General features: G+C 71.3%; 19 protein-coding genes and 2 tRNA genes. 12 read left to right on the top strand and 9 right to left on the bottom strand.

The window, feature by feature from the left end:
- Positions 1-274 precede the first annotated feature (274 nt).
- Positions 275-1024, bottom strand: a complete 750-nt coding sequence (locus tag ACFVFS_RS18405; protein WP_380625324.1) for a hypothetical protein — start codon at positions 1022-1024, stop codon at positions 275-277.
- 141 nt (positions 1025-1165) lie between these two features.
- Positions 1166-2287 (bottom strand): hypothetical protein, encoded by a 1122-nt coding sequence (locus ACFVFS_RS18400; protein ID WP_380625322.1) that lies wholly within the window; start codon positions 2285-2287, stop codon positions 1166-1168.
- A gap of 266 nt (positions 2288-2553) precedes the next feature.
- Here ACFVFS_RS18400 and ACFVFS_RS18395 point away from each other — a divergent pair.
- The 3 genes from ACFVFS_RS18395 (at position 2554) to ACFVFS_RS18385 (ending at position 3630) form a co-directional block, all read left to right on the top strand.
- Positions 2554-2618: transfer RNA gene (locus ACFVFS_RS18395), tRNA-Phe, on the top strand.
- Positions 2619-2791: 173 nt separating this feature from the next.
- Positions 2792-3208, top strand: a complete 417-nt coding sequence (locus ACFVFS_RS18390) for a prevent-host-death protein (RefSeq protein ID WP_380625321.1) — start codon at positions 2792-2794, stop codon at positions 3206-3208.
- A complete protein-coding gene (locus ACFVFS_RS18385) occupies positions 3205-3630 on the top strand; it encodes a cytotoxic translational repressor of toxin-antitoxin stability system (protein ID WP_380625319.1) in 426 nt (141 codons plus the stop codon). The genes ACFVFS_RS18390 and ACFVFS_RS18385 overlap by 4 nt, the downstream gene beginning before the upstream one ends.
- 56 nt (positions 3631-3686) lie before the next feature.
- Here the strand turns inward: ACFVFS_RS18385 and ACFVFS_RS18380 are convergent, their stop codons facing one another.
- On the bottom strand, positions 3687-4820 hold the full coding sequence (locus ACFVFS_RS18380) for a hypothetical protein (protein ID WP_380625317.1): 1134 nt from the start codon (positions 4818-4820) through the stop codon (positions 3687-3689).
- Positions 4821-4890: 70 nt separating this feature from the next.
- Between ACFVFS_RS18380 and ACFVFS_RS18375 the strand changes: the two genes are divergently transcribed.
- Positions 4891-6135 carry a plasmid pRiA4b ORF-3 family protein gene (locus ACFVFS_RS18375; RefSeq protein WP_380625315.1) on the top strand — a complete coding sequence of 415 codons (1245 nt, stop codon included), beginning with the start codon at positions 4891-4893 and terminating at the stop codon, positions 6133-6135.
- A 288-nt stretch (positions 6136-6423) separates the two neighbouring features.
- Here the strand turns inward: ACFVFS_RS18375 and ACFVFS_RS18370 are convergent, their stop codons facing one another.
- From ACFVFS_RS18370 to ACFVFS_RS18360, 3 genes are all read right to left on the bottom strand, one after another.
- Positions 6424-7356, bottom strand: a complete 933-nt coding sequence (locus ACFVFS_RS18370; protein ID WP_380625313.1) for a hypothetical protein — start codon at positions 7354-7356, stop codon at positions 6424-6426.
- Positions 7353-7874, bottom strand: a complete 522-nt coding sequence (locus ACFVFS_RS18365; RefSeq protein ID WP_380625311.1) for a SigE family RNA polymerase sigma factor — start codon at positions 7872-7874, stop codon at positions 7353-7355. Before ACFVFS_RS18365 ends, ACFVFS_RS18370 begins: the two co-directional genes overlap by 4 nt.
- A 131-nt stretch (positions 7875-8005) precedes the next feature.
- Positions 8006-8389 (bottom strand): VOC family protein, encoded by a 384-nt coding sequence (locus ACFVFS_RS18360; protein WP_380625309.1) that lies wholly within the window; start codon positions 8387-8389, stop codon positions 8006-8008.
- A 231-nt stretch (positions 8390-8620) separates the two neighbouring features.
- Here ACFVFS_RS18360 and ACFVFS_RS18355 point away from each other — a divergent pair, with 231 nt between their 5' ends.
- The 6 genes from ACFVFS_RS18355 to ACFVFS_RS18330 all read left to right on the top strand — a co-directional run bounded on the left by ACFVFS_RS18355 (position 8621) and on the right by ACFVFS_RS18330 (position 18146).
- Entirely contained in the window at positions 8621-10708 is a 2088-nt protein-coding gene (locus tag ACFVFS_RS18355; protein ID WP_380625307.1) for an FAD/NAD(P)-binding protein, read from the top strand.
- Complete coding sequence (locus ACFVFS_RS18350) at positions 10705-12120, top strand: lyase family protein (RefSeq protein WP_380625305.1); 1416 nt, start codon at positions 10705-10707, stop codon at positions 12118-12120. Before ACFVFS_RS18355 ends, ACFVFS_RS18350 begins: the two co-directional genes overlap by 4 nt.
- A 244-nt stretch (positions 12121-12364) precedes the next feature.
- Positions 12365-13210 (top strand): alpha/beta fold hydrolase, encoded by an 846-nt coding sequence (locus tag ACFVFS_RS18345; protein WP_380625304.1) that lies wholly within the window; start codon positions 12365-12367, stop codon positions 13208-13210.
- Positions 13211-13220: 10 nt separating this feature from the next.
- Positions 13221-13790: a hypothetical protein gene (locus ACFVFS_RS18340; RefSeq protein ID WP_380625302.1), complete on the top strand. Its 570-nt coding sequence runs from the start codon at positions 13221-13223 to the stop codon at positions 13788-13790.
- A gap of 163 nt (positions 13791-13953) precedes the next feature.
- A complete protein-coding gene (gene hrpA / locus ACFVFS_RS18335; protein WP_380625300.1) occupies positions 13954-17955 on the top strand; it encodes an ATP-dependent RNA helicase HrpA in 4002 nt (1333 codons plus the stop codon).
- 117 nt (positions 17956-18072) lie between these two features.
- Positions 18073-18146 (top strand) — tRNA-Asp (locus ACFVFS_RS18330).
- Between the two features lie 479 nt (positions 18147-18625).
- On the opposite strand, the gene bldC is transcribed toward ACFVFS_RS18330, so the two are convergent.
- Together bldC and ACFVFS_RS18320 are read right to left on the bottom strand one after the other, a co-directional pair.
- Positions 18626-18832, bottom strand: a complete 207-nt coding sequence (gene bldC / locus ACFVFS_RS18325) for a developmental transcriptional regulator BldC (RefSeq protein ID WP_014137253.1) — start codon at positions 18830-18832, stop codon at positions 18626-18628.
- A gap of 571 nt (positions 18833-19403) precedes the next feature.
- On the bottom strand, positions 19404-20315 hold the full coding sequence (locus ACFVFS_RS18320; protein ID WP_380625298.1) for a hypothetical protein: 912 nt from the start codon (positions 20313-20315) through the stop codon (positions 19404-19406).
- A 247-nt stretch (positions 20316-20562) separates the two neighbouring features.
- Here ACFVFS_RS18320 and ACFVFS_RS18315 point away from each other — a divergent pair, with 247 nt between their 5' ends.
- Both ACFVFS_RS18315 and ACFVFS_RS18310 read left to right on the top strand, forming a co-directional pair.
- Complete coding sequence (locus ACFVFS_RS18315) at positions 20563-21723, top strand: Glu/Leu/Phe/Val dehydrogenase dimerization domain-containing protein (RefSeq protein ID WP_380625296.1); 1161 nt, start codon at positions 20563-20565, stop codon at positions 21721-21723.
- Positions 21724-22116: 393 nt separating this feature from the next.
- Complete coding sequence (locus ACFVFS_RS18310) at positions 22117-22374, top strand: DUF3073 domain-containing protein (RefSeq protein WP_327679361.1); 258 nt, start codon at positions 22117-22119, stop codon at positions 22372-22374.
- 145 nt (positions 22375-22519) lie between these two features.
- On the opposite strand, the gene purM is transcribed toward ACFVFS_RS18310, so the two are convergent.
- The gene (gene purM, locus ACFVFS_RS18305; protein ID WP_380625294.1) at positions 22520-23602 is read right to left on the bottom strand and encodes a phosphoribosylformylglycinamidine cyclo-ligase; all 1083 of its coding nucleotides are present in this window, start codon (positions 23600-23602) and stop codon (positions 22520-22522) included.
- Positions 23603-23677: the final 75 nt, after the last annotated feature.

The following is a 23677-nucleotide window of genomic DNA, read 5'->3' as shown; positions in this document are numbered from 1 at the left end:
GCGCTGGGCCCGGCTCTGGGTGCAACCAGAGCCGGGCCCTCTTGCACACGGTCGCCCAACCTCGTCAGAGCTATGACGAGGTTCCTTACACACTCCCATAGACACCATCCGAACTAGAAGTCTCTTTCGAGATGTCGACTCAACCTGCGGCCGGACCCGCCCAGCCGTACGGGGTGGCTCCGGACGCGGCGGCACCGTATGGGAACCACCCTCTCGGTCGTTCCAGCAGCCTCTATGGCCCTCGCACGGCCTGAAGGGCGGCTGAGGAAGTCTGCTACCGAAGACGAGCGATGAATGCGGGCGCCAGGGCGCGGATACGTTCCTCTGGCACATCGCCCCTCAGAGCGCGAACCGCCATCTCTACCCCCGGAGTAGCTGCGGCACCGAACAGCTCGTGCAACTTCTGCAAGCCTCGGACAGCCGTGTCCCCCACACGCTCGTCTTCGCCGAGCGCAGCGAACGCCGCTGCCACAGTACGTGCCGGGGCAGTCATCATGATGCGCAGCACGTCACCGGCGTCCTTGTCGGTGAGGCGGTCGGGGCGACTCTCAGCTTGGCTGAGCCGGTCGCCGATCTTGAATGCCTTGGCAACGAGAAGTGCCGTGGGCCCAGCAACGTTCACCGTGACGTTGCGGCCGTCTCCGGCTTCCAGACTGCTGACGAGCATGGGGGACCGGTCGACTGCGGCTACTTCAAGGCCTTCGATCCAGCGAGCAGACATTGTCCCGTGTGGGGGCACCTTGGCGCTGCGGCTTCCGTTCCTCGGGGACAGCTGCTTAGGAACCAGTAGATCAAGTTCCACAGGGACCAGCTTGTCACCGATGAGTTCCTGGCGCTCCCAGAGCCCTGGTTGGCTCGCGTTCTTCAGCTCGAAGCCGGCCTCGCGTAGGGACGCATCAAGGTGAGGCCGGTCTCCCAACAGCTTCGGATCGATACTGAGGTCTCCATCGGAGGTAAAGGGGGCGTTGCTGACCGCAGCGTCAGGAGTGCGCAGGTAGACGGCCTGAGCTCCGACGATGGTCAAGGCAGGAAGGTGGTCGCGTAGGGCGCCCAGGCCATCAAGAAGCACACGGCGGGCAACCACCGTGAGCTGACTTGGGTCAACACCTTCAGGGACCTTTGCCACAGCGCCTCGCGTTCTCAGGTCGATACCCAGAACGCGATCTTAGGGGCGTAGCCGTTGTCGCAGGTCCGAAATACTGAAAGCCCGCCATTCACCCTCATGGGCTGACATGTACTCCAAAACGGCTTCGCCCTCGGCGGGCATCCGGCCAGGGCCAGAGAGGCAGTCCAGGACCAACTGGCTCAGTCCTACCTGTGGGACTCCGTCCACAGCCACAGTACGCGCGAAGACCGCCTGGTCGGGTGCCTGAATCAGAAGGACATCGGCGTTCTCAGGCACAGGTAGCAGCCCGAGATCGTCAGCGAAGTCGTCCGTGCGCGCCCACGGAGCAACGTAGAGCATGAGCTGCCCACCGGCTGCCACAGGAGCGATCTGGCGAGCAACGTAGGACCCTGTGACAGCCATGCTATCGACCAGGTTTGGCGGCAACGTTTTAATGCGGTTGAGCACGGTTGGGATGCCGTTGGGGGCGATCATGCCAATGTAGGTGCCGGGCCGAAGCAGGCTGGCCTGAGCTGCTCGCTCCCGCAGAAGATTCCGCCAGTCGACGTCCGTGATGGTTCGCCCCTCGCGGCGAATGAGCAGCTGATCTTCAAGGGTGCCCAAGAGCCGTGAGACGTAGGCCAGGCTCAGGGTTGAGGCGTTAGCGAGCTCACTAGCACGGTAGGGCGGGCGGGCATCGACGAGCAGGCGAACCAGTCGACCAGCCTTCGGCCCGCCTAGAGTCGTCTTGCTCTGCTGTGCCGCAAGAGCACGAGGTGCCTGCAGGGCCCCCTCGGTGTAGACCACGATGGCTGGGCGTGACACCCGAAGCGATACGTTGCCCGTGAGGTCCAGGTAGCCGATGTTGTGCTGTCTCAGGAGCTGCTGGGCTTTGGTTGAAATCCATGGCGCCATGACCATGAGATTTGTGTAGTGATTCAGCTGTCGCAGCAGCTCAACCTTAGGGACGAGCGTCTCTTCCACTGCCCTCGGTGTGACCGCCAGCATCGGGTCCACCAACAGCTGAGTGAGAACACTGTCCCCTTCAGCCCTAACCTCAACCATGGCCGCTGCGCCGCGCTCAGGCATAAGAGTGACAGTCCAGGACGGCCCAAGCAGGCCCTTCAACGCTTCCAGCCCTTGCTGCAGGAGCGTCGCGGGGGTCAGATCAGCGTCATCCACCTGTGCATCCTCGCACGCGAAGGTCTTCTCAACCAGGGAAGCTTGCCTGCTTCGGTTGCTTCACAGGTTCAGTAAAGCTGGCCAGACAGGCAAGTTTCTTCATGTCGCATGGTTGCCCAACGAAGGCAACCGTCGCTTTGGAGCAAGCCAGGAGCTTGCAGGGCGCTGTTGAGGGCTTCGCGCGTACGCCCACATGTACGCCAACACTGACGTACAGCTACAGCAGCGACGGGACACCCTCACACGCCGTTCTGCGCAACACCCTCGCTTCCATCCGGCCTAGCACCGCCTGAAAAGCGGAAGGTCGCCGGTTCGACCCCGGCCCTGGCCACATAGCCTGAACAGGCACGATGCCCCTGAAGCAGATCGCTTCGGGGGCATTTTCGTGCCCGTTGACGCCGACGGCACAGCGGACGGTCACTCCCTCACGCCCTACTCCGCGTACGTTACGTACTTGACGTACTTCGCCGCTCGGACGACCCTGGTTGGACGAGGAGGCTTCCCATGGCAGCAGTCCACTACGAGAGCTACACCGAAGCCCGAGCGCACCTGAAGGATCTGCTGGACGCAGCAGGACAAGGCCGGGTCGCGACTGTTCGCAGGGACACCGGATATGCGGCGGTGGTCGACGCGGGGCGGCTGCGCCATGCCCTCACCTTGCTGTGCCCCTCCAAGGCCGAGGTGGTCGCCGAGGGCGGCGGCTGGTCGGTGTTCTTCCCCGGCCTCCCGGTCGCCGCGGACGGCGGCACGTTCGACGAGGCCATCGACGAGATGGTCGACGCGCTCCGCGAGTACGCGGAGGACTGGCAGGACCGGCTCCTGAACGCTCCGAACCACCGTGACAACTGGGGCCTGGTCCAGCTGATCGGTCTCAGCGACGACGCGCAGCTCCGTGAGTGGCTGCTCGGAGTCGCGAAGTGACCTGGCCCCGGCCGACACGCGAACGACACGAGCAGTTCTGCAAGGTTGAAGGCTGGGAACGCGTACATGACGCGCGCGGTCGCACCGGCACCCACCACATCACCTATGAATTCGGGCTCCCCGACGGGCGGATCCTCCGTACTCGGGTGTCGCATCCGGTCGACCGCACCGCGTACGGCGCGAGCATCTGGGCGCACGTCCTCCGCGATCAGCTGGACGTGACGGAGGATGTCTTCTGGCCGTGCGTCCTGGACGGCACGCTTCCCGATCGAGGCACGCCCGAGCCACCACGCGAGGCACTTCCCGCGGATCTGGTCCACCTGCTGATCAACCGTGTCGGGCTCACCGAGGGCCAGGTTGCCGAGCTGAACAAGGCCCAGGCGATCGCGCGGCTCCAGCAGTTCTGGACCGAGGGGCACTGACTCCGGTCTGGCCCCTGATATCCCTCGGCGAGCCCGACAAGCGGGAGGGACGGACGTCAGCCCCGCAGGGCCCGGTCGTCGAGCCGGCGCAGGAGTCCGGGCAGGTGCCGGTACCGGTCGCGGAGCGCGGCCAGCCGCTGCCGGAACTCCGGGCCGCGTCCGACGTGGTCACAGGCATCGCGGAGTTCGACCAGGAGTGCCACGGCGATGTCGTAGCGGGCCGCCTGCTTACAGCCGACGTGATCCTCGACCGCGCGCCAGATCGCTTCCTCCTCGGCGGCCAGGGCTGCCGGCTTCTTCGCCCGTGCCTCGACTCGAACCCGCTCGGCACCCTGCCGGCGCTCGGTGGCCAGCGCGTGCGCGGCGTCCAGCAATTCGGCCACCGAGCGCTGCCCCGGCACCGTCGCGACGGGCGGTTCGCCGCGCAGGCGGCGCAGAAGCTCGGCCCCCAGCTGAGGCTCATCGCCCAGTGCCAGGCGCAGCAGGAGGTCGTTCTTCTCCGTCTCGGGAAGTGCGGCGATCAGCGGGGCCAACTCCTTCTTCCCGGGCCGCTTCCGAGGGGCGGGGGCGGGCGGGCTGGCCTGGGCGGCGACCGCCAGGAGGTCAGCGTCGACACGTAGGAAGTCCGCGAGAGCCCGCTGCGGTGCGGTGAGGCGGTCGAGCCCGGCCGGCACCGGGGGCTCAAGCGTCGCCTGGTACTCATCCTCGTCGTCGTCCTGGAGTGCCCAGGCGCCGATGCCGGACAGCCATGCGAGGTACAGGGCACGGTGATCCCCGGAGGCCAGCTCGGCCCGAACCCCGGCGAGGGTGCCGAGCGAGTCCTCGGCACCCTCGTCCCAGTCTCCGCTCTCGTCCTCACTGCGCAGGTCGAGGATGAGGTGGGCCTTGGTCGTCCATGCCTCGACATACTCGTCGACGCAGTACGGCTCCACCGCTCGCTGCGTGACCTGCCTCTTGGGTACGCGCAGGATCACCTGATGGGTGCCCCAGTTGGTCAGGTAGAGGTGGGCGTCGTAGTACTGCTCCACCATCCGCCTGGGGTCGCCACGGAAGTTGCCCCACTGGTATTCGTTGGTGAAGCTGGTCGCGGTGATCCGGGCCCGGGTCGACAGCGATCGCAGTTCTTCCTGCTCCTCGCAGGTCAGCGGGCGGTCGATCGCCATGAACTCGTAGTACTGGTACTCGCTCATCGCCGCGACCCTAGCGGGTCTGCCGATCCTCGATGATGGAATCCGTCAAGCCCGAGGCAGACAGGAACCGATGATGGAACCCGAGCAACCACGCACCGTCGAGCAGATCCGAGATCTCGTCAGCTGGATCGGCGCGGGGCGCAAGCTCACCCAGACGGGCAAGGTCACCCTCGCCGACGCGCGGGCCCTGGTCGCGCTCCTGGAGACCGGCGACACCGTCGACCCGGCCATCGGTGACAGGACCTTCAAGACCAAGTCCAGCCAGGAGCTGTACCACCTGAACCTGCTGGTGGAATGGGCCAAGGCGGCCCGGCTGCTTCGGGTCGTCGGCGGCCGTCTGGTGCCGGTCAAGAAGAACGCGCGGGTGTCGGAGGACCCCGAGCAAGTCCTCGACGCACTGTTCGAGGCCCTGCCGCGCATCAGCGAGGCGGTGCTCCCCGCCGGGTGGCTCGGCTCGATCTTCGCCGAGGAGTACCCGGCCGGGCTTCGGGCGCTGCTGATGAGCCTGTATGCCGCTGACGACCTGGTTCCCGAGCAGGAGCTCCAGGCTGCGGTGTGGGACAAGGTCTCCGGGTTCTACGTCCTCGACGATCTTCCCGAGGACCGCCTCCGGCTGCTTCGCCGGAGCAACGACCGCGACATGGACCGCGTGCTCGCGACGCTCCTCGGCCTCGGCTCGGTCCAGCGCGTCGGCGACGCCGTCGCCCTCACCCCGCGGGGCCGTCAAGCCATGGCCCGGCTGCGCGGGGACTCACGCCCAGGCGATCCCGTCTACCAGCTCCGCATCGAACTCGCCGATGTGGAACAGCCCGCCGTCTGGCGCCGCGTTCAGATCCCGGCCGGATTCCGCCTCGACCGACTGCACCTGGCCATCCAGGCCGCCATGGGCTGGCAGAACTGCCACTTGCACGCGTTCGACGTGAAAGGCGTCGACTACGGCCATCCCTCCTCCGAACTCGACTTCGTCGACGAGACCGCCGCCGCCCTGGACGCCGTGGTCAAGGAGGGAGAATTCCTCGACTACACCTACGACTTCGGTGACTCGTGGGAGCACCGCATCCTCGTCGAGCGCCAAGTGGCTGCCGAGGCGGGCCACCACTACCCGCTGTGCGTCGACGGGGCAGGAGCCTGTCCGCCCGAGGACTGCGGCGGTCCGGGCGGCTATGAGGACCTCAAGCGGGCCCTCAGCGACCCCACCCATCCCGAGCGCGAGGATCTGCTGCGCTGGCTCGGCCTCGAAACAGCGGCCGGCTTCGACCCGACCCGCTTCGACCTGCACCGGACGAACCAGCGGCTCCGCGCTCTCGACTGGTGAGCCCAACCGGCTCGTCCGTGCCGGTTGACGCCAACACTGACGCCAACCGGCCCGGATGGCGGCGTCCAAGGGCAGCCGTCCCACCGACGGCAGAAGCGCTCGAATCGGGGCATCCCGACGCCCCGGCTTGGCCTGAGAAGCGGAAGGTCGCCGGTTCGACCCCGGCCCTGGCCACAGGAGCCTGAAAAGGCGGGAAGGCCCCGGAGAGATTCAGATTCTCTCCGGGGCCTTCGTCGTGCTCGGGGCAGGGGCCGCCCCCTCCCCCCGGGCAGGGGCGGCCGCGGCCCGTCAGCTGTCCAGCCACCTGCCGTCGGCGGCGATCAGCGAGCCGTCGGCGGCGTAGAGGCGGAGCTCGGCGGGGATCCCGCGCTTGGCGACGGCGATCCAGCGGGCCCCGGAGTCGCCGAGGGCGAGGATGGCGGGCTCGGCGGTGGCGCCGTCGGTCCAGCGCACCTCGGCGCGGGCGACGTCCGGGCCGATCAGCCCGGCCTGGGCCTTCGGGACGTGGAACAGCGGGTCGTCCTCGCCGTTCTTGGCCTGCCGGCCCAGCCAGACCTTGGAGAAGCGCTGGTCGGACGACACGGCGGAGGTGAGGCCGACCGGGGAGCCCGGCGGTGCGACGAAGGCCTCGGCGGGCGTCGCCAGGCGCTTGCCGTCCAGGTAGTAGTAGAAGACCACGTGGTCCGAGTCCGGGGTCCCGTACCGGGTGACGTACTCCTCGGTCGGCGCGGGCCAGGGGTAGCCGGCGGCTGCGTCCTCGGCCCAGATCATCCGGGCCTGTTCCAGGATCCGCTCCTTGCCCGGGGCCGGCCACAGGGCCGCCCAGACGCTCCACGGCCGGCCGTCCTCGGTGCCCGCGAGCACCTGGATCCGGGTCGGGACGAGCGGGTCGCGGGGGTTCCCGGACGCGGTCGGGGCGGCGCCCGGGAGCACGACGGCCGAGGCGTCGGCGGTCGAGACCGCCACCGTCGCGCCGCCGACCGCCGACCGGCCCACCCCGCCGTTCACCGCCGCGACGCCGCCGACCGCGGCGACCAGGGCCAGGGCCAGCGCGCCGCCCAGGGACGTCCGGCGCCGGACCACCCGCCGGCGGCCGCCGGCCAGCACGGCGGAGTACGGCGCCGGGCCCGGCTCCACCGCCCCCGCCAGCCCGGACAGCGCCCGGGCCACCTCCTCGCCGCCCTCGACCGTCGCGTCCCCGGGCGTCCCGTCGCGGTTCATGCCGTACCTCCGATGCTCGTCACGGTGATGAGTGAGGAGAGCTCGCGCAGCTTGGCGATGCCCTTCGACGCCTGGCTCTTGACGGTGCCCACCGAGCAGCCCATGGCGGCGGCGGCCTGGGACTCGCTCAGGTCCTCCCAGTACCGCAGCACCACCGCCTGGCGCTGCCCGGGCGGCAGCGTGCCGAGCGCCTCCAGCAGGGCGGCGCGGTCGTCCAGCCGCGCGAAGCCGTCCGGGCCGGTCCGCTCCGGCACGGCGGTGACCAGTTGCTCCGGCACCCGGCGCCGGAACCGGCGGGCGTGCTCGTTGACCACGATCCGGCGCACGTAGGCGTACGGCTCGTCGGCCCGGGTGACCCGCCCCCAGGCGGCGTAGGTCCGTTCCAGTGCGGTCTGGACCACGTCCTCCGCCAGGTAGCGGTCGCCGGTCAGCAGGAACGCCGTCCGCAGCAGACGCGGCCAGGCACCGGTCACGAACGCGTTGAACTCCGCGTCCCGCTCGGCCTTCTTGGCTCTCATGAGTACCTCCTCACCCGACCAGAGCCCGGACCGGGCCCGAACCGTTGCCGGGAACGCCGACGGCCGGCCCCGGAGGACCGGCCGAACGGGCAGAACAGGAGGTCAGGGGGTGCGGCGGGGCGGGGATCCGGTCAGCGGCTGTCGCCGGAGGCCCGGGTCATGATCTCCAGGTTGTGGCCGCTCGGGTCCTCGAAGTAGGCGCCGCGGCCGCCGGACCAGTCGTTGATCCGCCCGGCGTGGCGGTGGAACGGGTCGGCCCAGTAGGTGAGTCCGCGCTCCTCGACACGGCCGAGGATGGCGTCGAACTCCTCGTCGTCGACCAGGAAGGCGTAGTGCCCGGTGGGAACCGGTCCGCCGGTCCCCATCACGTCCAGGGCGACGCCGTTGGAGAGCCGGACGACCACGAAGGGCTCGCTGCGCTCCGGGGCGGCGAGGCCCAGGACCTCGGCGAGGAAGCGGGCGGTCTCCTCGGCGTCCCGCGCCGGGACGATCGTGTGGTTCAGCTGAACAGCCATGGAACGCTTCCCTCCTGGGATCTCCGGAACGTCCTTCGAGCCTAGGACTTCAAGCCCGCTTCATTTCAAGTGCGCCGCGGACCGCGCGATGTAGCGGCGCACGGCTTTCGCACCGGTACGGGCGGATCCCCCACGTCCTGCGGGGTGGTCCGGCCGGGCGCGGGACCGGATGCACGGGGGCAAAACCTTTTCATCATCAGATCATCACAACTACGATGGCGAGCCGTGGGCATGATCGATCGTCATCTCCAGATCTGCGTCATCGGCGCAGGTCCGCGCGGCCTCTCGGTACTGGAACGGCTCTGCGCCAACGAACGAACCAGGCCCGCCGGGGCCACCGTCACCGTGCACGTGGTGGACCCGGCGCCTCCCGGCGCGGGCCGGGTCTGGCGCCCGGACCAGTCCCGCCATCTCCTGATGAACACGGTGGCCTCGCAGATCACCGTGTACACCGACGACAGCGTACGGATCGAGGGACCGGTCGAACCCGGCCCGAGCCTGTACGAATGGGCCAGGTCCATCGCCCATGAGGGCATGTCCCCCGACCATCCGGCCCGCCACGACGACCAGACCCTGGCCGAGGCCGCCGACCTCGGTCCGAACACCTACCCGACCCGCGCCTTCTACGGGCAGTACCTGCACGACGCCTTCCGCGCCGTGGTCGCCGCCGCCCCGCCCAGCGTGACCGTCCGGGTGCACCGCTCCCGGGCGGTCGCGATGGCCGACGCGCACGGCTTCCCCGGCGGCCCGCAGGGCGTCCGGCTGGAGGACGGCACCCGGCTGAACCGGCTGGACGCCGTCGTCCTCGCCCAGGGCCACGTCCCCACCCGGCTCACCCCGCGCGAGGCACGCACCGCGAGCCTGGCCCGGATCCACCACCTCGACTACGTCACCCCGGCCAACCCCGCCGACGTCCACGTCGCCACCCGGCCCGGCCAGAGCGTCCTGCTGCGCGGCCTCGGCCTCAACTTCTTCGACCACATGGCGCTGTTCACGCTCGGCCGCGGCGGCCACTTCGAGCGGGTGGACGGCGCCCTGCTCTACCGCCCCTCCGGCACCGAGCCGAGGATCTACGCCACCTCCCGGCGCGGCATCCCGTACCACGCGCGCGGCGAGAACGAGAAGGGCGCCTACGGACGCCACCTGCCGCGGCTGCTCACCACCGAGGTGGTCGCCGCGCTGCGCGAGCGGGTCCGCCGGGGCGAGCCGGTGCGCTTCGCCACCGACCTCTGGCCGCTGGTCGCCCGCGAGGCGGAGGCCGTCTACTACGGCGCGCTGCTCACCGCCAAGGCCCGCGGCGCCGAGCGCGCGGACTTCACCGACCGGTTCCTGACCGCAGAGGACCCGGCCGCGGTGCTCGACGCGTACGACCTCCCGGCGGCCGAGCGGTGGAGCTGGGAGCGGCTCTCCCGCCCCTACGCCGGGCGGGAGTTCACCGACCGCGCGGACTTCCGCGGCTGGCTCCTCGACCACCTGCGCCAGGACGTCGCCGAGGCCCGGGCGGGCAACCTCAGCGGCCCGCTGAAGGCCGCCCTGGACGTGCTGCGCGACCTGCGCAACGAGATCCGGCTGGCGGTCGACCACGGCGGCATCGAGGGCACCTCCTACCGGGACGACCTGGACGGCTGGTACACCCCGCTGAACGCCTTCCTGTCCATCGGTCCGCCGACCGAGCGGATCGAGCAGCTGATCGCGCTGATCGAGGCCGGGGTGGTCGAACTCCTCGGACCCGGCACCGAGATCCGGATCGACCCGGTCGACCCGGCGTTCACCGCGCACTCCACCGCCGTCCCCGGCCCGCCGGTCCGCGCCTCGGTGCTGGTCGAGGCCCGGCTGCCCGAGCCCGACCTGCGCCGCACCGACGACCCGCTGCTGCGCCACCTGCTGGACACCGAGCAGTGCGCCCCCTACCGGATCGCCGGCGAGCACGGCGGCTACCAGACCGGCGGGCTCGCCGTCACCGAGCGGCCCTACCGGCTGCTGGACGCCCGCGGCCGGGCCCATCCGCGCCGCTTCGCCTACGGGATACCGACCGAGTCCGTGCACTGGGTGACCGCGGCCGGGATCCGCCCGGGCGTCGACTCGGTGACGCTGGGCGACTCCGACGCCATCGCCCGCGCGGTGCTCGCGCTCTCCCCGGCGCCCGAGTGGCCCACCGCGCCCCTCCCGCCCCGCGGCCGCGCCGCCGGGACCGCCGACGGCACCACCGCCGGGACCGGCACCGACGGCACCGACGGCACCGACGGGACGTTCACCCCGAGCGGGACCGACGGGACCGACGAGACCGACGAGACCGAACCGAGAGGCGTCGTCGTATGACCGACCAGCAGCCCGCCCCGACCGGGGCGGACACCGACTCCGGCCTGCTCTCGCCCGTCCGGGCCGGCACCCCGGTCGAGGCGGCCGTGGCCGACCGCGCCTGGCTCCAGGCCATGCTGGACGCCGAGGCCGCGCTGGCCCGCGCCCAGGCCGGGCTCGGCACGGTGCCCCCGGCCGCGGCCGCCGCGATCACCCGGGCCGCCCGGGCCGAGCACTTCGACGCCCGCGCCCTCGCGCTGGCCTCCCGGGAGACCGCCAACCCGGTGGTCGGCCTGGTCCAGGCGCTGGCCCGGACGGTGGCCGTCGAGGACCCGGCCGCCGCCGAGTACGTGCACCGCGGCTCGACCAGCCAGGACATCCTGGACACCGGCGCGATGCTGGTCGCCGCCCGGGCCCTGCGGCTGATCCGCGCCGACCTGGAGCGCACCGCCCGCGCGCTCGCCGAGCTGGCCGCCGGGCACCGGGACACCGTGCTGGCCGGCCGCACCCTGGCCCTCCAGGCGGTGCCCACCACCTTCGGTCTCAAGGCGGCCGGCTGGCGGCAGCTGGTGCTGGACGCCGACCGTCGGCTCGCCGCCGTGCTGGCGGACGGGCTGCCGGTCTCCCTCGGCGGCGCCGCCGGCACCCTGGCCGGCTACCTGGAGTACGCCCGGCTGGACGGCCCGGACCCGGACGCCGACGCCGGCGCCTACCTGGACCGGCTGGTGGACGCCTTCGCGGCGGAGACCGGCCTGGCCCGCCCGGCGCTGCCCTGGCACGCGCTGCGCACCCCGATGGCCGACCTGGCCGCCGCGCTGGCCTTCACCGCCGGGGCGCTCGGCAAGATCGCGGTGGACGTGCAGTCGCTGACCCGCACCGAGGTCGGCGAGCTGGTCGAGCCGGCCGTCGCCGGGCGCGGCGCCTCCTCGGCGATGCCGCACAAGCGCAACCCGGTGCTCTCCACCCTGCTGCGCAGCGCCGCGCTCCAGGTGCCGGTGCTCGCCGCCGGGCTGACCCAGTGCCTGGTCACCGAGGACGAGCGCTCCGGCGGCGCCTGGCACGCCGAGTGGCTGCTGCTGCGCGAGTGCCTGCGGCTGGCCGGCGGCGCCGCGCACACCTCGGTGGAGCTGGCCGAGGGCCTGCTGGTCCGCCCGGAGCGGATGGGGGCCAACCTTGAGCTCACCGGTGGGCAGCTGGTCTCCGAGCGGATCGCCGCCCGGCTGGCGCCCGGGCTCGGCAAGGCGGTCGCGAAGCAGCTGCTGACCGACGTCTCGCTGACCGCCGACCGGGAGGGCCGGACGCTGGCCGAGGTGCTCGGCGAACGGGCCGAACTGGCCGGGCACTTCACCCCCGAGGAGATCACCGCGCTGTGCGACCCGGCCGGGTACACCGGCGCGGCCGGCGCCCTGGTCGACCGGGCGCTGCGGTCCTGACCCCGGGACTCCCCGGTCCCGGGGGCCCGCCGCCCCCGGGACCCGGATCCGCTCGGCCGATGACGGTCCCGGTCCGCACCGCCCCCCGGGGGCGCACCGCACCGCCCCCGGGGCGGCCGCCGGGCAACGCCCCGGGCCGGATCCCGTCCACCGGGCGGTCGCCCCGCCGGATCTCGGCGGTGCCCGGCCCGCGCAGCAGCCGGTCGAACAGCCGTACCGACCGCTTCCCACGAGGAGGACCGCCATGCCCTTCGCCGCCGGCCCCGGCGCCCGCGTCTCCTACGCCGTGGAGGGCTCCGGCCGTCCGCCCCTGGTCTTCGTGCACGGCACCGGGTTCGGCGCCGCGGGCACCTTCGGCCACCTCGTCGGCGGCTTCACCGACGTCCGCACCGTCCTGCTGCCGGACTTCGCCGGCTGCGGCGACACCGAGGACGACGGCCGCGAGCTGACCCCCGAGCTGCTCGCCGAGCAGATCGCCGCCGTGATCGAGGCTGCCGGCGACGACCCGGCCGACGTGGTCGGCTTCTCGCTCGGCTCGGTGGTGGCCGCCGCCCTCGCCGCGCTCCGTCCCGAGCTGGTCCGCAGCCTGGTGCTCACCGCCGGCTGGAGCCGCCCGGACGACGCCTACCTGCGCAACCACATGACCGTCTGGCGGGCCGTCCACGGCAACGCCGAGCTCTTCGGCCGGTTCGGCACCCTGACCGCGTTCAGCCGCGACCACCTGAACGCGCTGGACCGCGACGTGCTGGAGGCCTCGATCAGGGGCAACGGGCCCACCGAGGGCGCGCTGCGCCACATCGACCTCAACCTGCGCGCCGACATCCGCCCGCTGCTGCCCCGGATCACCGCCCGCACCCTGGTGATCGGCTGCACCCAGGACGCCACCGTCCCGGTCGGGCTCTCCCGCGAGCTCGCCGACGCCATCGCCGGCAGCACCTACGCGGAGATCGACAGCGGCCACGTCGTCGTCCACGAGCAGGGCGCCGCCTGGTCCAGGCTGGTCCGCGACTTCGTCCTCCAGGAGGGCCGGAGCCGCACGTCAACACCCCTACTCGCCCCGGGTGATGACGCCCGATCACGCCAGGCGTAGGCTGCCGGACGTGGACGAACTGACCTTCCGTTCGAAGGACCGGTACCGCTGGTCCTGGAATCTCGCCGTCACGGCCGCGGCCGCCGCGGCCATCGCCGTCACCCGGGCGGTGTACGACCTCGGCGCGACGACCGTCCTCTGGATGATCGGCGGCGTCGCGGTCCTCGCCGTCCCCCGTCTGCTGGCCCGCGACGCGTGGAGCACGGTGGGACCGGAAGGGATCACCATCCGCGGCTCCTACGGCCGGCGCGCCCGCAGCCACCCCTGGACGGACGTCCGGTGGATCGAGGTGTACGAGCTGGACCACCGCTTCGGGAACTACCGGACGCTCCAGATCCACTTCGCCGACGGGCGCAGCCGCTTCCTGAGCGGGCTCATCCAGGACCGCACGCACCCCTCCCCCGACTTCGACGAGCAGGTGCACCGCGTCCGCAACTGGTGGCGGCTCAGCACCGACCCGGCCGCCCGGGTCCGGCCGCCGGAGAGGCTCCTCGGTCTGCCGACCTCCCAGCTGGTCGCCCTGATCGTCCTCCTCGTGGCCGGCACCGCCCTCCCGGCGGTCGTCCTCCACTGGCGGTAGCGGGGCGCGCCCACTCCTCCCTCACGCAGCGCGACGACCCCGATCCGTACGGTTCCGGCGGCGGCGCGGGCCGCCGTTGGCAGCGGACGGCCGTCCCCTGTGACACTGGAGACGCTCGAAAACCGAGGTGCGCTCCGCCGCATCTCCTTGCGAACCTAGAGGGATGCCCGCCGTGAGTTCTCCCGCAGTCCAGTCCGCCGCCGAGTCCGCCCCGGGTGACGGGCCCGGCATCGGCGAGCTGGCCGCGCGCCTGCCCGAGCTGACCCTGCGCGACCAGGTGCGGATCGGCCGCCGGCTGGACGGCGCGCGCCGGGTCCGCAAACCCGAGGCCCGCGCGAAGATCGCCGCCGAGATCGCCTCCGACGTCGCCAGGGCCGAGCTGCTGGTCGAGCGCCGCCGCGCCGCCGTGCCCGCCATCGACTACCCCGCCGAGCTGCCGGTCAGCCAGAAGAAGGACGAGATCCTCGAAGCCGTCCGCGACCACCAGGTGGTGATCGTGGCGGGCGAGACCGGCTCCGGCAAGACCACCCAGATCCCGAAGATCTGCCTGGAGCTGGGCCGCGGCGTGCGCGGCCTGGTCGGCCACACCCAGCCCCGCCGGATCGCCGCCCGCACGGTCGCCGAGCGGGTCGCCGAGGAGCTGCGCAGCCCGCTCGGCGAGGCGGTCGGCTGGAAGGTCCGGTTCACCGACCAGGTCGGCCCGGACACCCTGGTCAAGCTGATGACCGACGGCATCCTGCTCGCGGAGATCCAGACCGACCGCGAGCTGCGCCAGTACGACACCCTGATCATCGACGAGGCTCACGAGCGCAGCCTCAACATCGACTTCCTGCTCGGCTACCTCAAGCAGCTGCTGCCCCGCCGCCCCGACCTCAAGGTGATCATCACCTCGGCGACCATCGACCCGGAGCGGTTCTCCCGGCACTTCGCGGACGCCCCGATCGTCGAGGTCTCCGGCCGCACCTACCCGGTCGAGGTCCGCTACCGCCCGATCGTGGACGAGAACGACGAGGACGGCGACGCCGACGAGGCGGACCGCGACCGCGACCAGATCCAGGCGATCTGCGAGGCCGCCGAGGAGCTCCAGGCCGAGGGCCCGGGCGACATCCTGGTCTTCCTCTCCGGCGAGCGCGAGATCCGGGACACCGCCGACGCGCTCACCAGGCTCAAGCTCAGGAGCACCGAGATCCTGCCGCTCTACGCCCGGCTGAGCTCCGCCGAGCAGCACAAGGTCTTCCAGCGCTCGAACTCCCGCCGGATCGTGCTGGCCACCAACGTCGCCGAGACCAGCCTCACCGTCCCCGGCATCAAGTACGTGATCGACCCCGGCACCGCCCGGATCTCCCGCTACAGCCACCGCACCAAGGTCCAGCGGCTGCCGATCGAGGCGATCAGCCAGGCCAGCGCCAACCAGCGCAAGGGCCGCTGCGGCCGCACCTCGGACGGCATCTGCATCCGGCTCTACTCGGAGGAGGACTTCCTCTCCCGCCCCGAGTTCACCGACGCCGAGATCCTGCGCACCAACCTGGCCTCGGTCATCCTCCAGATGACCGCCGCCGGCCTCGGCGACATCGCCGCCTTCCCGTTCCTGGACCCGCCGGACTCCCGCAACATCAAGGACGGCGTCAACCTCCTGCACGAGCTGGGCGCGCTCGACCCGGAGGAGAAGGACGTCCGCAAGCGGCTCACCCCGCTCGGCCGCAAGCTGGCCCAGCTCCCGGTGGACCCGCGGATGGCCCGGATGGTCCTGGAGGCCGACAGGAACGGCTGCGTGCGCGACGTCATGGTGATCGCCGCCGCGCTGTCCATCCAGGACCCGCGCGAGCGCCCCGCCGAGAAGCGCCAGGCGGCCGACGAGCGGCACCGCCGGTTCACCTCGGAGACCTCCGACTTCCTCTCCTTCCTGTCGATGTGGCGCTACGTGCGGGAGCAGCAGCGCGAGCTCTCCTCCTCCGCGTTCCGCCGGATGTGCAAGGCCGAGTTCCTCAACTACCTGCGGATACGGGAGTGGCAGGACATCTACTCCCAGCTGCGCACGGTCGCCAAGCAGCTCGGCGTCACCATCGAGGAGGCGCACGACGACGCCGAGCCGGACGCCGACCGGATCCACCAGTCGCTGCTGGCCGGCCTGCTCTCCCACCTCGGCCTGTACGACGTCGAGAAGCGCGAGTACGGCGGTGCGCGCGGCGCCCGGTTCGCGGTCTTCCCCGGCTCGGGCCTGTTCAAGAAGCCGCCGCGCTGGGTGATGTCCGCCGAGCTGGTGGAGACCTCCCGGCTCTGGGCCCGGATCAACGCGAAGATCGAGCCCGAGTGGGTCGAGCCGCTGGCCGGCCACCTGGTGAAGCGCAGCTACAGCGAGCCGCACTGGGAGAAGAAGGCCGGGGCCGTCCTGGCCTACGAGAAGGTCACCCTCTACGGGGTGCCGGTGGTCTCCCAGCGGAAGGTCAACTACGGCCGGATCGACCCGGAGCTCTGCCGCGAGCTGTTCATCCGCAACGCCCTGGTCGAGGGCGACTGGGAGACCCACCACCGCTTCTTCGCCGAGAACCGCAAGCTGCTCAGCGAGGTCGAGGAGCTGGAGAACCGGGCCCGCCGCCGGGACATCCTGGTCGACGACCAGACCCTGTTCGAGTTCTACGACGGACGGCTGCCCGACGACATCGTCTCCACCCGGCACTTCGACTCCTGGTGGAAGCAGGCCCGCCGGGACCAGCCCGACCTGCTCAACTTCGAGAAGTCGATGCTGATCAACGACGCCGCCGACGGCGTCACCGAGGCCGACTACCCCGACCACTGGCAGCAGGGCGCGCTCCGCTTCCAGCTCACCTACCAGTTCGAGCCGGGCAGCGACGCGGACGGCGTGACCGTGCACATCCCGCTGCCGGTCCTCAACCAGGTCACCGCGGAGGGCTTCGACTGGCAGATCCCGGGCCTGCGCGAGGAGCTGGTCACCGCCTGGATCAAGTCCCTGCCGAAGGCGGTGCGGCGCAACTTCGTGCCCGCCCCGGACTTCGCCCGCGCCGCGCTGCGCGGGCTGAGGGACCACCAGGAGCGCCAGGAACCGCTGCTCCCGGCCCTGGAGCACGCCCTGAAGCGGCTGACGGCCGTCACCGTGCCTCCGGAGGCCTGGGACGGGGAACGGGTCCCGGAGCACCTCAAGGTGACCTTCCGGGTCGTGGACGGCCGCAAGAGGCTCGCCGAGTCCAAGGACCTGGAGGAGCTGCGGCAGCGGCTCAACCCGAAGCTCAAGGAGACGCTCTCCTCGGCCGCCTCCGGCCGGGGCATCGAGCGGTCCGGGCTGACCGCCTGGCCGGAGGACCTGCCGGTGCTGCAGCGCACCTTCGAGCAGCGCTCCCGCGGCCACGCGCTGCGCGCCTACCCGGCGCTGGTGGACGAGGGGGAGACGGTCGGCATCCGGCTGTTCGACACCCCGGAGGCGCAGGAGAGGGCGATGTGGGAGGGCACCCGGCGGCTGCTGATGCTCTCCACCACCTCGCCCGCCAAGTCGATCCAGGGCCGGCTGGGCAACCAGGCCAAGCTCGCGCTGTCCTACAACCCGCACGGCTCGATCCCGGCACTGTTCGAGGACGTGGTGGCCTGCGCCGCGGACCGGCTGATGACCCTGGCCGGTGGCCCGGCCTGGGACGAGCCGGCCTTCGCCGCGCTGCGGGACAAGGTCCGGGCCGACCTGTACGACCTCTCGGCGGACACCACGCTGAAGACGGCCACCGCGCTGATCGCCTTCCACAAGGCCTCGACCCGGCTGAAGTCGGTGAGCAGCCCGGTGCTGCTGAACGCGGTGAACGACGTCCGGCTGCACCTGGCCTCGCTGGTGCACCCGGGCTTCGTCACCGCGACCGGCTGGCAGCGGCTGCCGGACCTCAAGCGCTACCTGCTGGCGGTGGACCGCCGGCTGGAGGCGCTGCCCAACCACCCGCAGCGGGACGCCCAGCAGCTGCTGAAGGTGCAGCAGGTCCAGCAGGCCTACGGGGAGCTGCTGGCGGCCGTGCCGCCCGGGCGGCAGCCCTCGCCCGAGGTGCGGGCGGTCCGCTGGATGATCGAGGAGCTGCGGGTCAGCTTCTTCGCCCAGTCGCTGGGCACGCCCTCGCCGGTCTCGGAGAAGCGGATCGCCAAGGCGATGGAGGCGGCCCGGGCCACGCTCTGAGCTGCGCCGGGGGCCCTCGGGAGCCGGTTCGACCTGGGGGCCCCACATGGGCTACGATCTGTCTTGTTCGCAGCGCGGCCCGAAAGGAAAGCGGAGCGGACGGATCAGGAACACTCTGGTCCCGTGGAGCAGTTGGTTAGCTCGCCACCCTGTCAAGGTGGAGGTCGCGGGTTCAAGTCCCGTCGGGATCGCCGTAGTCGAGAGGCCCGGAACCGTTTGGTTCCGGGCCTCTCGCGTTTGCCGGGCCACCTCTTTTACCCGGACTAGGTCTAGACCACAAGTGACTATGCGTGTGATGGTCGTCACCCGCGTTTCCCGGGAACCGGCCGTTCGGGGGCCCTTCCCGGAAGGGCTTAATTTAATATGTAAAATTGTACTGCTATTCACAGTAAATCCCCCCCACCTCTTCCCCCTCAAATCGTTATCCGGAGTTCAACATTCCGGGCGGATCGCGCGAGTACGACAAGCCTGTAGACGAACTCCGCGGACGGCCCGGACAAGGTCCGGAACGAGCCCGCGACAAGCCCCGCGACAAGCCCTGCGGAAGGCCCCGCAGAAGGCCCCGGAGAAGGCCCGCAGAAGGCCCCGGGACAAAGCAAAGGGGCTGCTTACCGGACCCGGCGGAGTCCGGTAAGCAGCCCCTTCGAAAGAGCCTTGAGCGTTCGGCCCGTCAGGCCTCGGTTCGCTGGGCCGGAATACCGGCCAGCAGGGCGCGCACCTCCGCCTCACGGTAACGGCGGTGGCCGCCCAGGGTGCGGATCGACGTGAGCTTGCCGGCCTTAGCCCAGCGGGTCACGGTCTTGGGATCCACACGGAACATGGTGGCGACCTCTGCCGGAGTCAGCAGGGGCTCGGCATCGGGGGTACGAGCGGTCATGAGCGGCCTCCTCGGAGAACCGAACCAGGGCGGTTCTATCCTTCAAATTCTGCACCTTGGCCCGCGATGCCCGAAATGGCATAGACGGGCCGAGTCGGTTATAGGACGAACGGCTTGTCCTGGTGTCTACAACTACACCATCCGTCCAGCCCTATCGACCAAACCGCCAAAATTGACCCCTCACGGGTTCAAGCCCGACGGATGGCGATGGACCACCCCATAACGGGCGGTCACCCTATAGTGACATTAGGTTACGAGGGGACCAGACCCGCTGTTTCCCCGCAAAGCACGCATCGACTCCAGAACCACCCAAAAGTGGGCACGCTCACGTGAACTTGGGCTGGTTGTCCCATTTTTGCACATAGGGGTGAGTTCGCGTCAACAGTGAGTAGTGTCACGTTCGACAGCTATTGACCCGAACCAGGACCTTGGTCATATGACTCAGGCCACAGGCCTCCAACAGTCTTACAAGTACCACCGACACCTGGCCCGGCCAGCGGTGACGCCCCCTCAGCCCGTCCTCGGCCCGCCCTCGGGCCGCCCTCGGGCCGCCGCACCCGGCCCGCCCGGCTCAGTTCGCGTGGCGCAGTGCCAGCACCCTCCGCCAGCGCACCAGCAGCCCCTCGTAGGCGCGCACCGCCTCCGCCTTGTCCCCCGCCCGCATCGCGCGCAGCCCGTCCTCCAGCTCCCCGGCCGAATGGTCCGCCACGAGCCGCTCCGGCCCCAGCAGATGCACCAGCCCCCCGTAGTCCAGCTCCACCAGCGACCGCGGATGGAACTCCTCCAGCCACCGCCCGACCTGCTCCGCCCCCCGCACCAGCTCCCCTTCCGGCACCGCCTCGCGCAACGCCCGGTACGCCCGGGCCACCCGGCGGCGCGCCTGCGCCATCGGCGTCAGATAGAACAACGACGCCCGGTCCCCCCGGACTCCCTCCTCCCCCTTCTCCCCCGTCCCTGCGGGAACGAAGCATCGATCCTCGTCCCCGAACGGAAGAAACCACCGCACCGGCACCTCCCACCGGCTGGTGAGGATCCACGGCCGGGCGTCCGGGTGCTCCGCCCGCCAGCGCTCCCGGTCCGCCTCCGCCTCCGCCCGGGTGGCCGGCGGCAGCGCGGTGTCCACCAGCGCCACCGGCGCCCCGGCCCGCAGCTCCTCCAGCGCCTGCCAGCTGCGCAGCCTGGTCGCCCACGGGCAGATGTAGAGCACCCCGTCCACGAGCCGGACGAAGGCGCGCTCGCTCTCCCGCTCCGGCAGCGCCCGCGGGGTGCGGCCGACCAGCTCGGCCAGCGCGGTGCGCTGCTCCGCCAGCGCCGCCGCGGCCACCGAACGGCCCGCCTCCGGCGCGTCCGGGCCGTGCTCCGCCGCGTAGGCCTGCCAGTGCGCCCGCTCGGGTTCCGGGTAGGCGGCCAGCGGCTCGTAGACCCGCAGGTGCGCGGCGTAGGGCGGCAGCACGGAGGTACGGACGACGGTCACGTCCTGCATCGTCGCACGCACCCCCCGCCGCCCGGGAGTGCCCGGCGGCCGCCACCCGGCGGGCGCCGGGCGGCGGCCCCGTTCGCGGACGCACCCGCGGAGCACGAACGGGCTGCTGGGAACCACTCCCGTCTCACCCCTCGGACAACCCGGTCGAGCTTCGCCAAGGGGGCGGACCGGCACGGCCCTCGGGGCTACGCTTCGCCCTAGGCGCCCGCACCACAGCAAGCGGGCCTCGATTACTGGAGTCACCACAGTGACCGACGTACAGACCGCCGCCCCCACGCACTCCGCACCCGGCGTGCTCGGCAGGATCTTCGGCAACCCCCAGGACGGCGCCACCGGCGACGGCCACGAGCAGGTCGTCCTGTGCCACGACCGTTCCTCCGGCCTGAAGGCGATCATCGCCATCCACTCCACCGCCCTGGGCCCCGCCCTCGGCGGCACCCGCTTCTTCCCGTACGCCTCCGAGGAGGCGGCGCTGGAGGACGCGCTCAACCTCTCCCGCGGCATGTCCTACAAGAACGCGCTGGCCGGCCTCGACCTCGGCGGCGGCAAGGCCGTCATCATCGGCGACCCGAACAAGGACAAGAACGAGGCGATGCTGCGGGCCTACGGCCGCTTCGTCGAGTCGCTGCGCGGCCGCTACATCACCGCCTGCGACGTGGGCACCTACGTCCAGGACATGGACGTCATCGCGCGCGAGACCGAGTTCGTCACCGGCCGCTCGCCCGAGCACGGCGGCGCCGGCGACTCGTCCATCCTGACCGCCTTCGGCGTCTTCCAGGGCATGCGCGCCTCCGCCCAGGCCCGCTGGGGCCAGCCCACCCTGCGCGGCAAGCGGGTCGGCGTGGCCGGCGTCGGCAAGGTCGGCCACTACCTGGTCGGCCACCTGGTCGCGGACGGCGCCACCGTCGTCGTCACCGACGTCTCCGAGGCCGCGGTCAACCGCGTGCGGGCCGCCCACCCGGAGGTGGAGGTGGTCGCCGACACCGCCGCGCTGCTCCAGGCCAAGCTGGACGTCTACGCCCCCTGTGCGCTCGGCGGCGCGCTCACCGACGACACGGTCGCCGCGCTGGGCGAGGCCGGCACCGCCATCGTCTGCGGCGCCGCCAACAACCAGCTGGCCCACCCGGGCGTCGAGAAGGACCTCGCCGACCGCGGCCTGCTCTACGCCCCGGACTACCTGGTGAACTCCGGCGGCGTCATCCAGGTCGCCGACGAGATCGACGGCTTCAACTTCGAGCGCGCCAAGAACAAGGCCACGAGGATCTTCGACACCACCCTGGAGATCTTCACCCGGGCCGCCTCCGACGGCGTGCCGCCGGCCGTCGCCGCCGACCGCCTCGCGGAGAAGCGCATGCGCGAGATCAGCGCGCTGCGCTCGGTGCTGCTGCCGGGCGCCCGCCGCGGCTGATTCCGGTCCGGCCGGGCCGGGACCGACCGGTGATGCGCGGGGGGCGTCCACATCCGTCCCCCGCGCATCACAATGTGGAACCGGATTCTCACTTCTGCGCCCGATCGGGTGATCCAAGGTCCCCCTTGGGGGGATAATCGGTGAGGAAACAACGGACCTGAGACACCTCCGGACAGCGTGCAGAAAGCCGCAAAACCTCCCTTGACCTGGGACGACCTGGTCGTGGGTGCGGCTGGTGCGCGCCACGTCACACTGACGACGTACCGTCCAGCGGCAGAAACAGGTACCGTTAATGCTCCAAGGGACGGTTCTCCCCATTCGGGCAGGCCGCTCTTGATCATGAACACGTGTCAGACTCGGGGCCGTGAGCCCCATCGTTGAGGGGGTCGACCCATGGGGCGCGGCCGGGCCAAGGCCAAGCAGACGAAGGTCGCCCGCGAGCTGAAGTACAACAGCGGCGGGTTCGACGCCAATCGTCTCTCCAGCGAGCTGGGCGTATCGCCCTCCACCTCCCCGATCGAGCCGGAGCCGATCGAAGAGGACGAGGACGACGACCCGTACGCGGAGTACGCGGCTCGTTACGCCGATGACGGCGAGGACGACGACACCGAGTCGGGTACCGGGCCCTCCCAGGCCCGCCGTCGCGCGTAGTCTCCCAGTCTGACCTGACCGGCCTCGGTGCCCAGCGCACCGGGCCGGTCTTCGGCGTTCCCGCACCCGCCGGCCCGCATCCGGACGGAACGCGGAAGGCCCCTCCGGCCGTGCCGGAGGGGCCTTCGCCGTTCATCGGCCGGGCTCAGCCCGTGAAGCCCTCGTAGGCGTTGTAGAGGGCCGCGCCGCCGTCGTGCTCGGCGGAGCGCTCGACGATGTCGCCCAGCACCCAGGACTCCACACCGCGGTCCTCCAGGACCGCCAGCACGGCGTCCACCGAGTGCGGCGGGACGACCGCGACCATGCCGACGCCCATGTTGAGCGTCTTCTCGATCTCCAGGGTGGCCACCTTGCCGACCTCGGCGACGGTCCGGAAGACCGGCAGCGGGGTCCAGGTGCCGCGGTCCAGGCGGGCGTGCAGGCCGTCCGGGATCACCCGGGCCAGGTTGGCCGCCAGGCCGCCGCCGGTGACGTGCGAGAAGGCGTGCACCTCGGTGGCCCGGATCAGCGCCAGGCAGTCCAGCGAGTAGATCCGGGTCGGCTCCAGCAGCTCCTCGCCGAGCGTGCGGCCGAACTCCTCGACCTTGCGGTCCAGCTTCCAGCCGGCCTGGTTCAGCAGCACGTGGCGGACCAGCGAGTAGCCGTTGGAGTGCAGGCCGGAGGCGGCCATCGCGATCACCACGTCGCCGGCCCGGACGCGCTCGGCGCCCAGCAGCGCGTCCGCCTCGACCACGCCGGTGCCGGCGCCCGCGACGTCGTACTCGTCCGGCCCGAGCAGGCCCGGGTGCTCGGCGGTCTCGCCGCCGACCAGGGCGCAGCCGGCCAGCGCACAGCCCTCGGCGATGCCCTTGACGATCGCGGCGACCCGCTCCGGGACGACCTTGCCGACGCAGATGTAGTCGGTCATGAACAGCGGCTCGGCGCCGCACACCACGATGTCGTCGACGACCATGCCGACCAGGTCGTGGCCGATGGTGTCGTGCTTGTCCATGGCGGCCGCGATGGCCACCTTGGTCCCCACGCCGTCGGTGGCCGAGGCCAGCAGCGGCCGCTCGTAGTTCTTGAAGGCGGAGACGTCGAAGAGGCCGGCGAAGCCGCCGAGACCGCCGACCACCTCGGGGCGGTTGGCCTTCTTCACCCACTGCTTCATGAGCTCGACGGCGCGGTCGCCCGCCTCGATGTCCACGCCGGCGGCGGCGTAGGTGGCGCCGTTCTGGTCGGTAGTCACTGCTGTGCGGCCCTTTCGGGTCTGTGGTGGGGGTTGGAACGGCGGTGGGGCCCCGGGTGCGGGACCCCACCGGGG

The sequence above is a fragment of the Kitasatospora sp. NPDC057692 genome, assembly GCF_042799475.1.
In the GTDB taxonomy this organism is placed as follows: domain Bacteria; phylum Actinomycetota; class Actinomycetes; order Streptomycetales; family Streptomycetaceae; genus Kitasatospora.
This window is presented reverse-complemented; position numbering and strand designations above follow the sequence as displayed.

Bases quoted from the DNA above. Each gene is read 5' to 3' on its own strand.
- ACFVFS_RS18390 (WP_380625321.1), top strand. From the start codon at position 2,792: ATGGCAGCAGTCCACTACGAGAGCTACACCGAAGCCCGAGCGCACCTG.
- ACFVFS_RS18380 (WP_380625317.1), bottom strand. From the start codon at position 4,820: ATGAGCGAGTACCAGTACTACGAGTTCATGGCGATCGACCGCCCGCTG.
- ACFVFS_RS18375 (WP_380625315.1), top strand. From the start codon at position 4,891: ATGATGGAACCCGAGCAACCACGCACCGTCGAGCAGATCCGAGATCTC.
- ACFVFS_RS18370 (WP_380625313.1), bottom strand. From the start codon at position 7,356: ATGAACCGCGACGGGACGCCCGGGGACGCGACGGTCGAGGGCGGCGAG.
- ACFVFS_RS18365 (WP_380625311.1), bottom strand. From the start codon at position 7,874: ATGAGAGCCAAGAAGGCCGAGCGGGACGCGGAGTTCAACGCGTTCGTG.
- ACFVFS_RS18360 (WP_380625309.1), bottom strand. From the start codon at position 8,389: ATGGCTGTTCAGCTGAACCACACGATCGTCCCGGCGCGGGACGCCGAG.
- ACFVFS_RS18355 (WP_380625307.1), top strand. From the start codon at position 8,621: ATGATCGATCGTCATCTCCAGATCTGCGTCATCGGCGCAGGTCCGCGC.
- ACFVFS_RS18350 (WP_380625305.1), top strand. From the start codon at position 10,705: ATGACCGACCAGCAGCCCGCCCCGACCGGGGCGGACACCGACTCCGGC.
- ACFVFS_RS18345 (WP_380625304.1), top strand. From the start codon at position 12,365: ATGCCCTTCGCCGCCGGCCCCGGCGCCCGCGTCTCCTACGCCGTGGAG.
- hrpA (WP_380625300.1), top strand. From the start codon at position 13,954: ATGCCCGCCGTGAGTTCTCCCGCAGTCCAGTCCGCCGCCGAGTCCGCC.
- bldC (WP_014137253.1), bottom strand. From the start codon at position 18,832: ATGACCGCTCGTACCCCCGATGCCGAGCCCCTGCTGACTCCGGCAGAG.
- ACFVFS_RS18320 (WP_380625298.1), bottom strand. From the start codon at position 20,315: ATGCAGGACGTGACCGTCGTCCGTACCTCCGTGCTGCCGCCCTACGCC.
- ACFVFS_RS18310 (WP_327679361.1), top strand. From the start codon at position 22,117: ATGGGGCGCGGCCGGGCCAAGGCCAAGCAGACGAAGGTCGCCCGCGAG.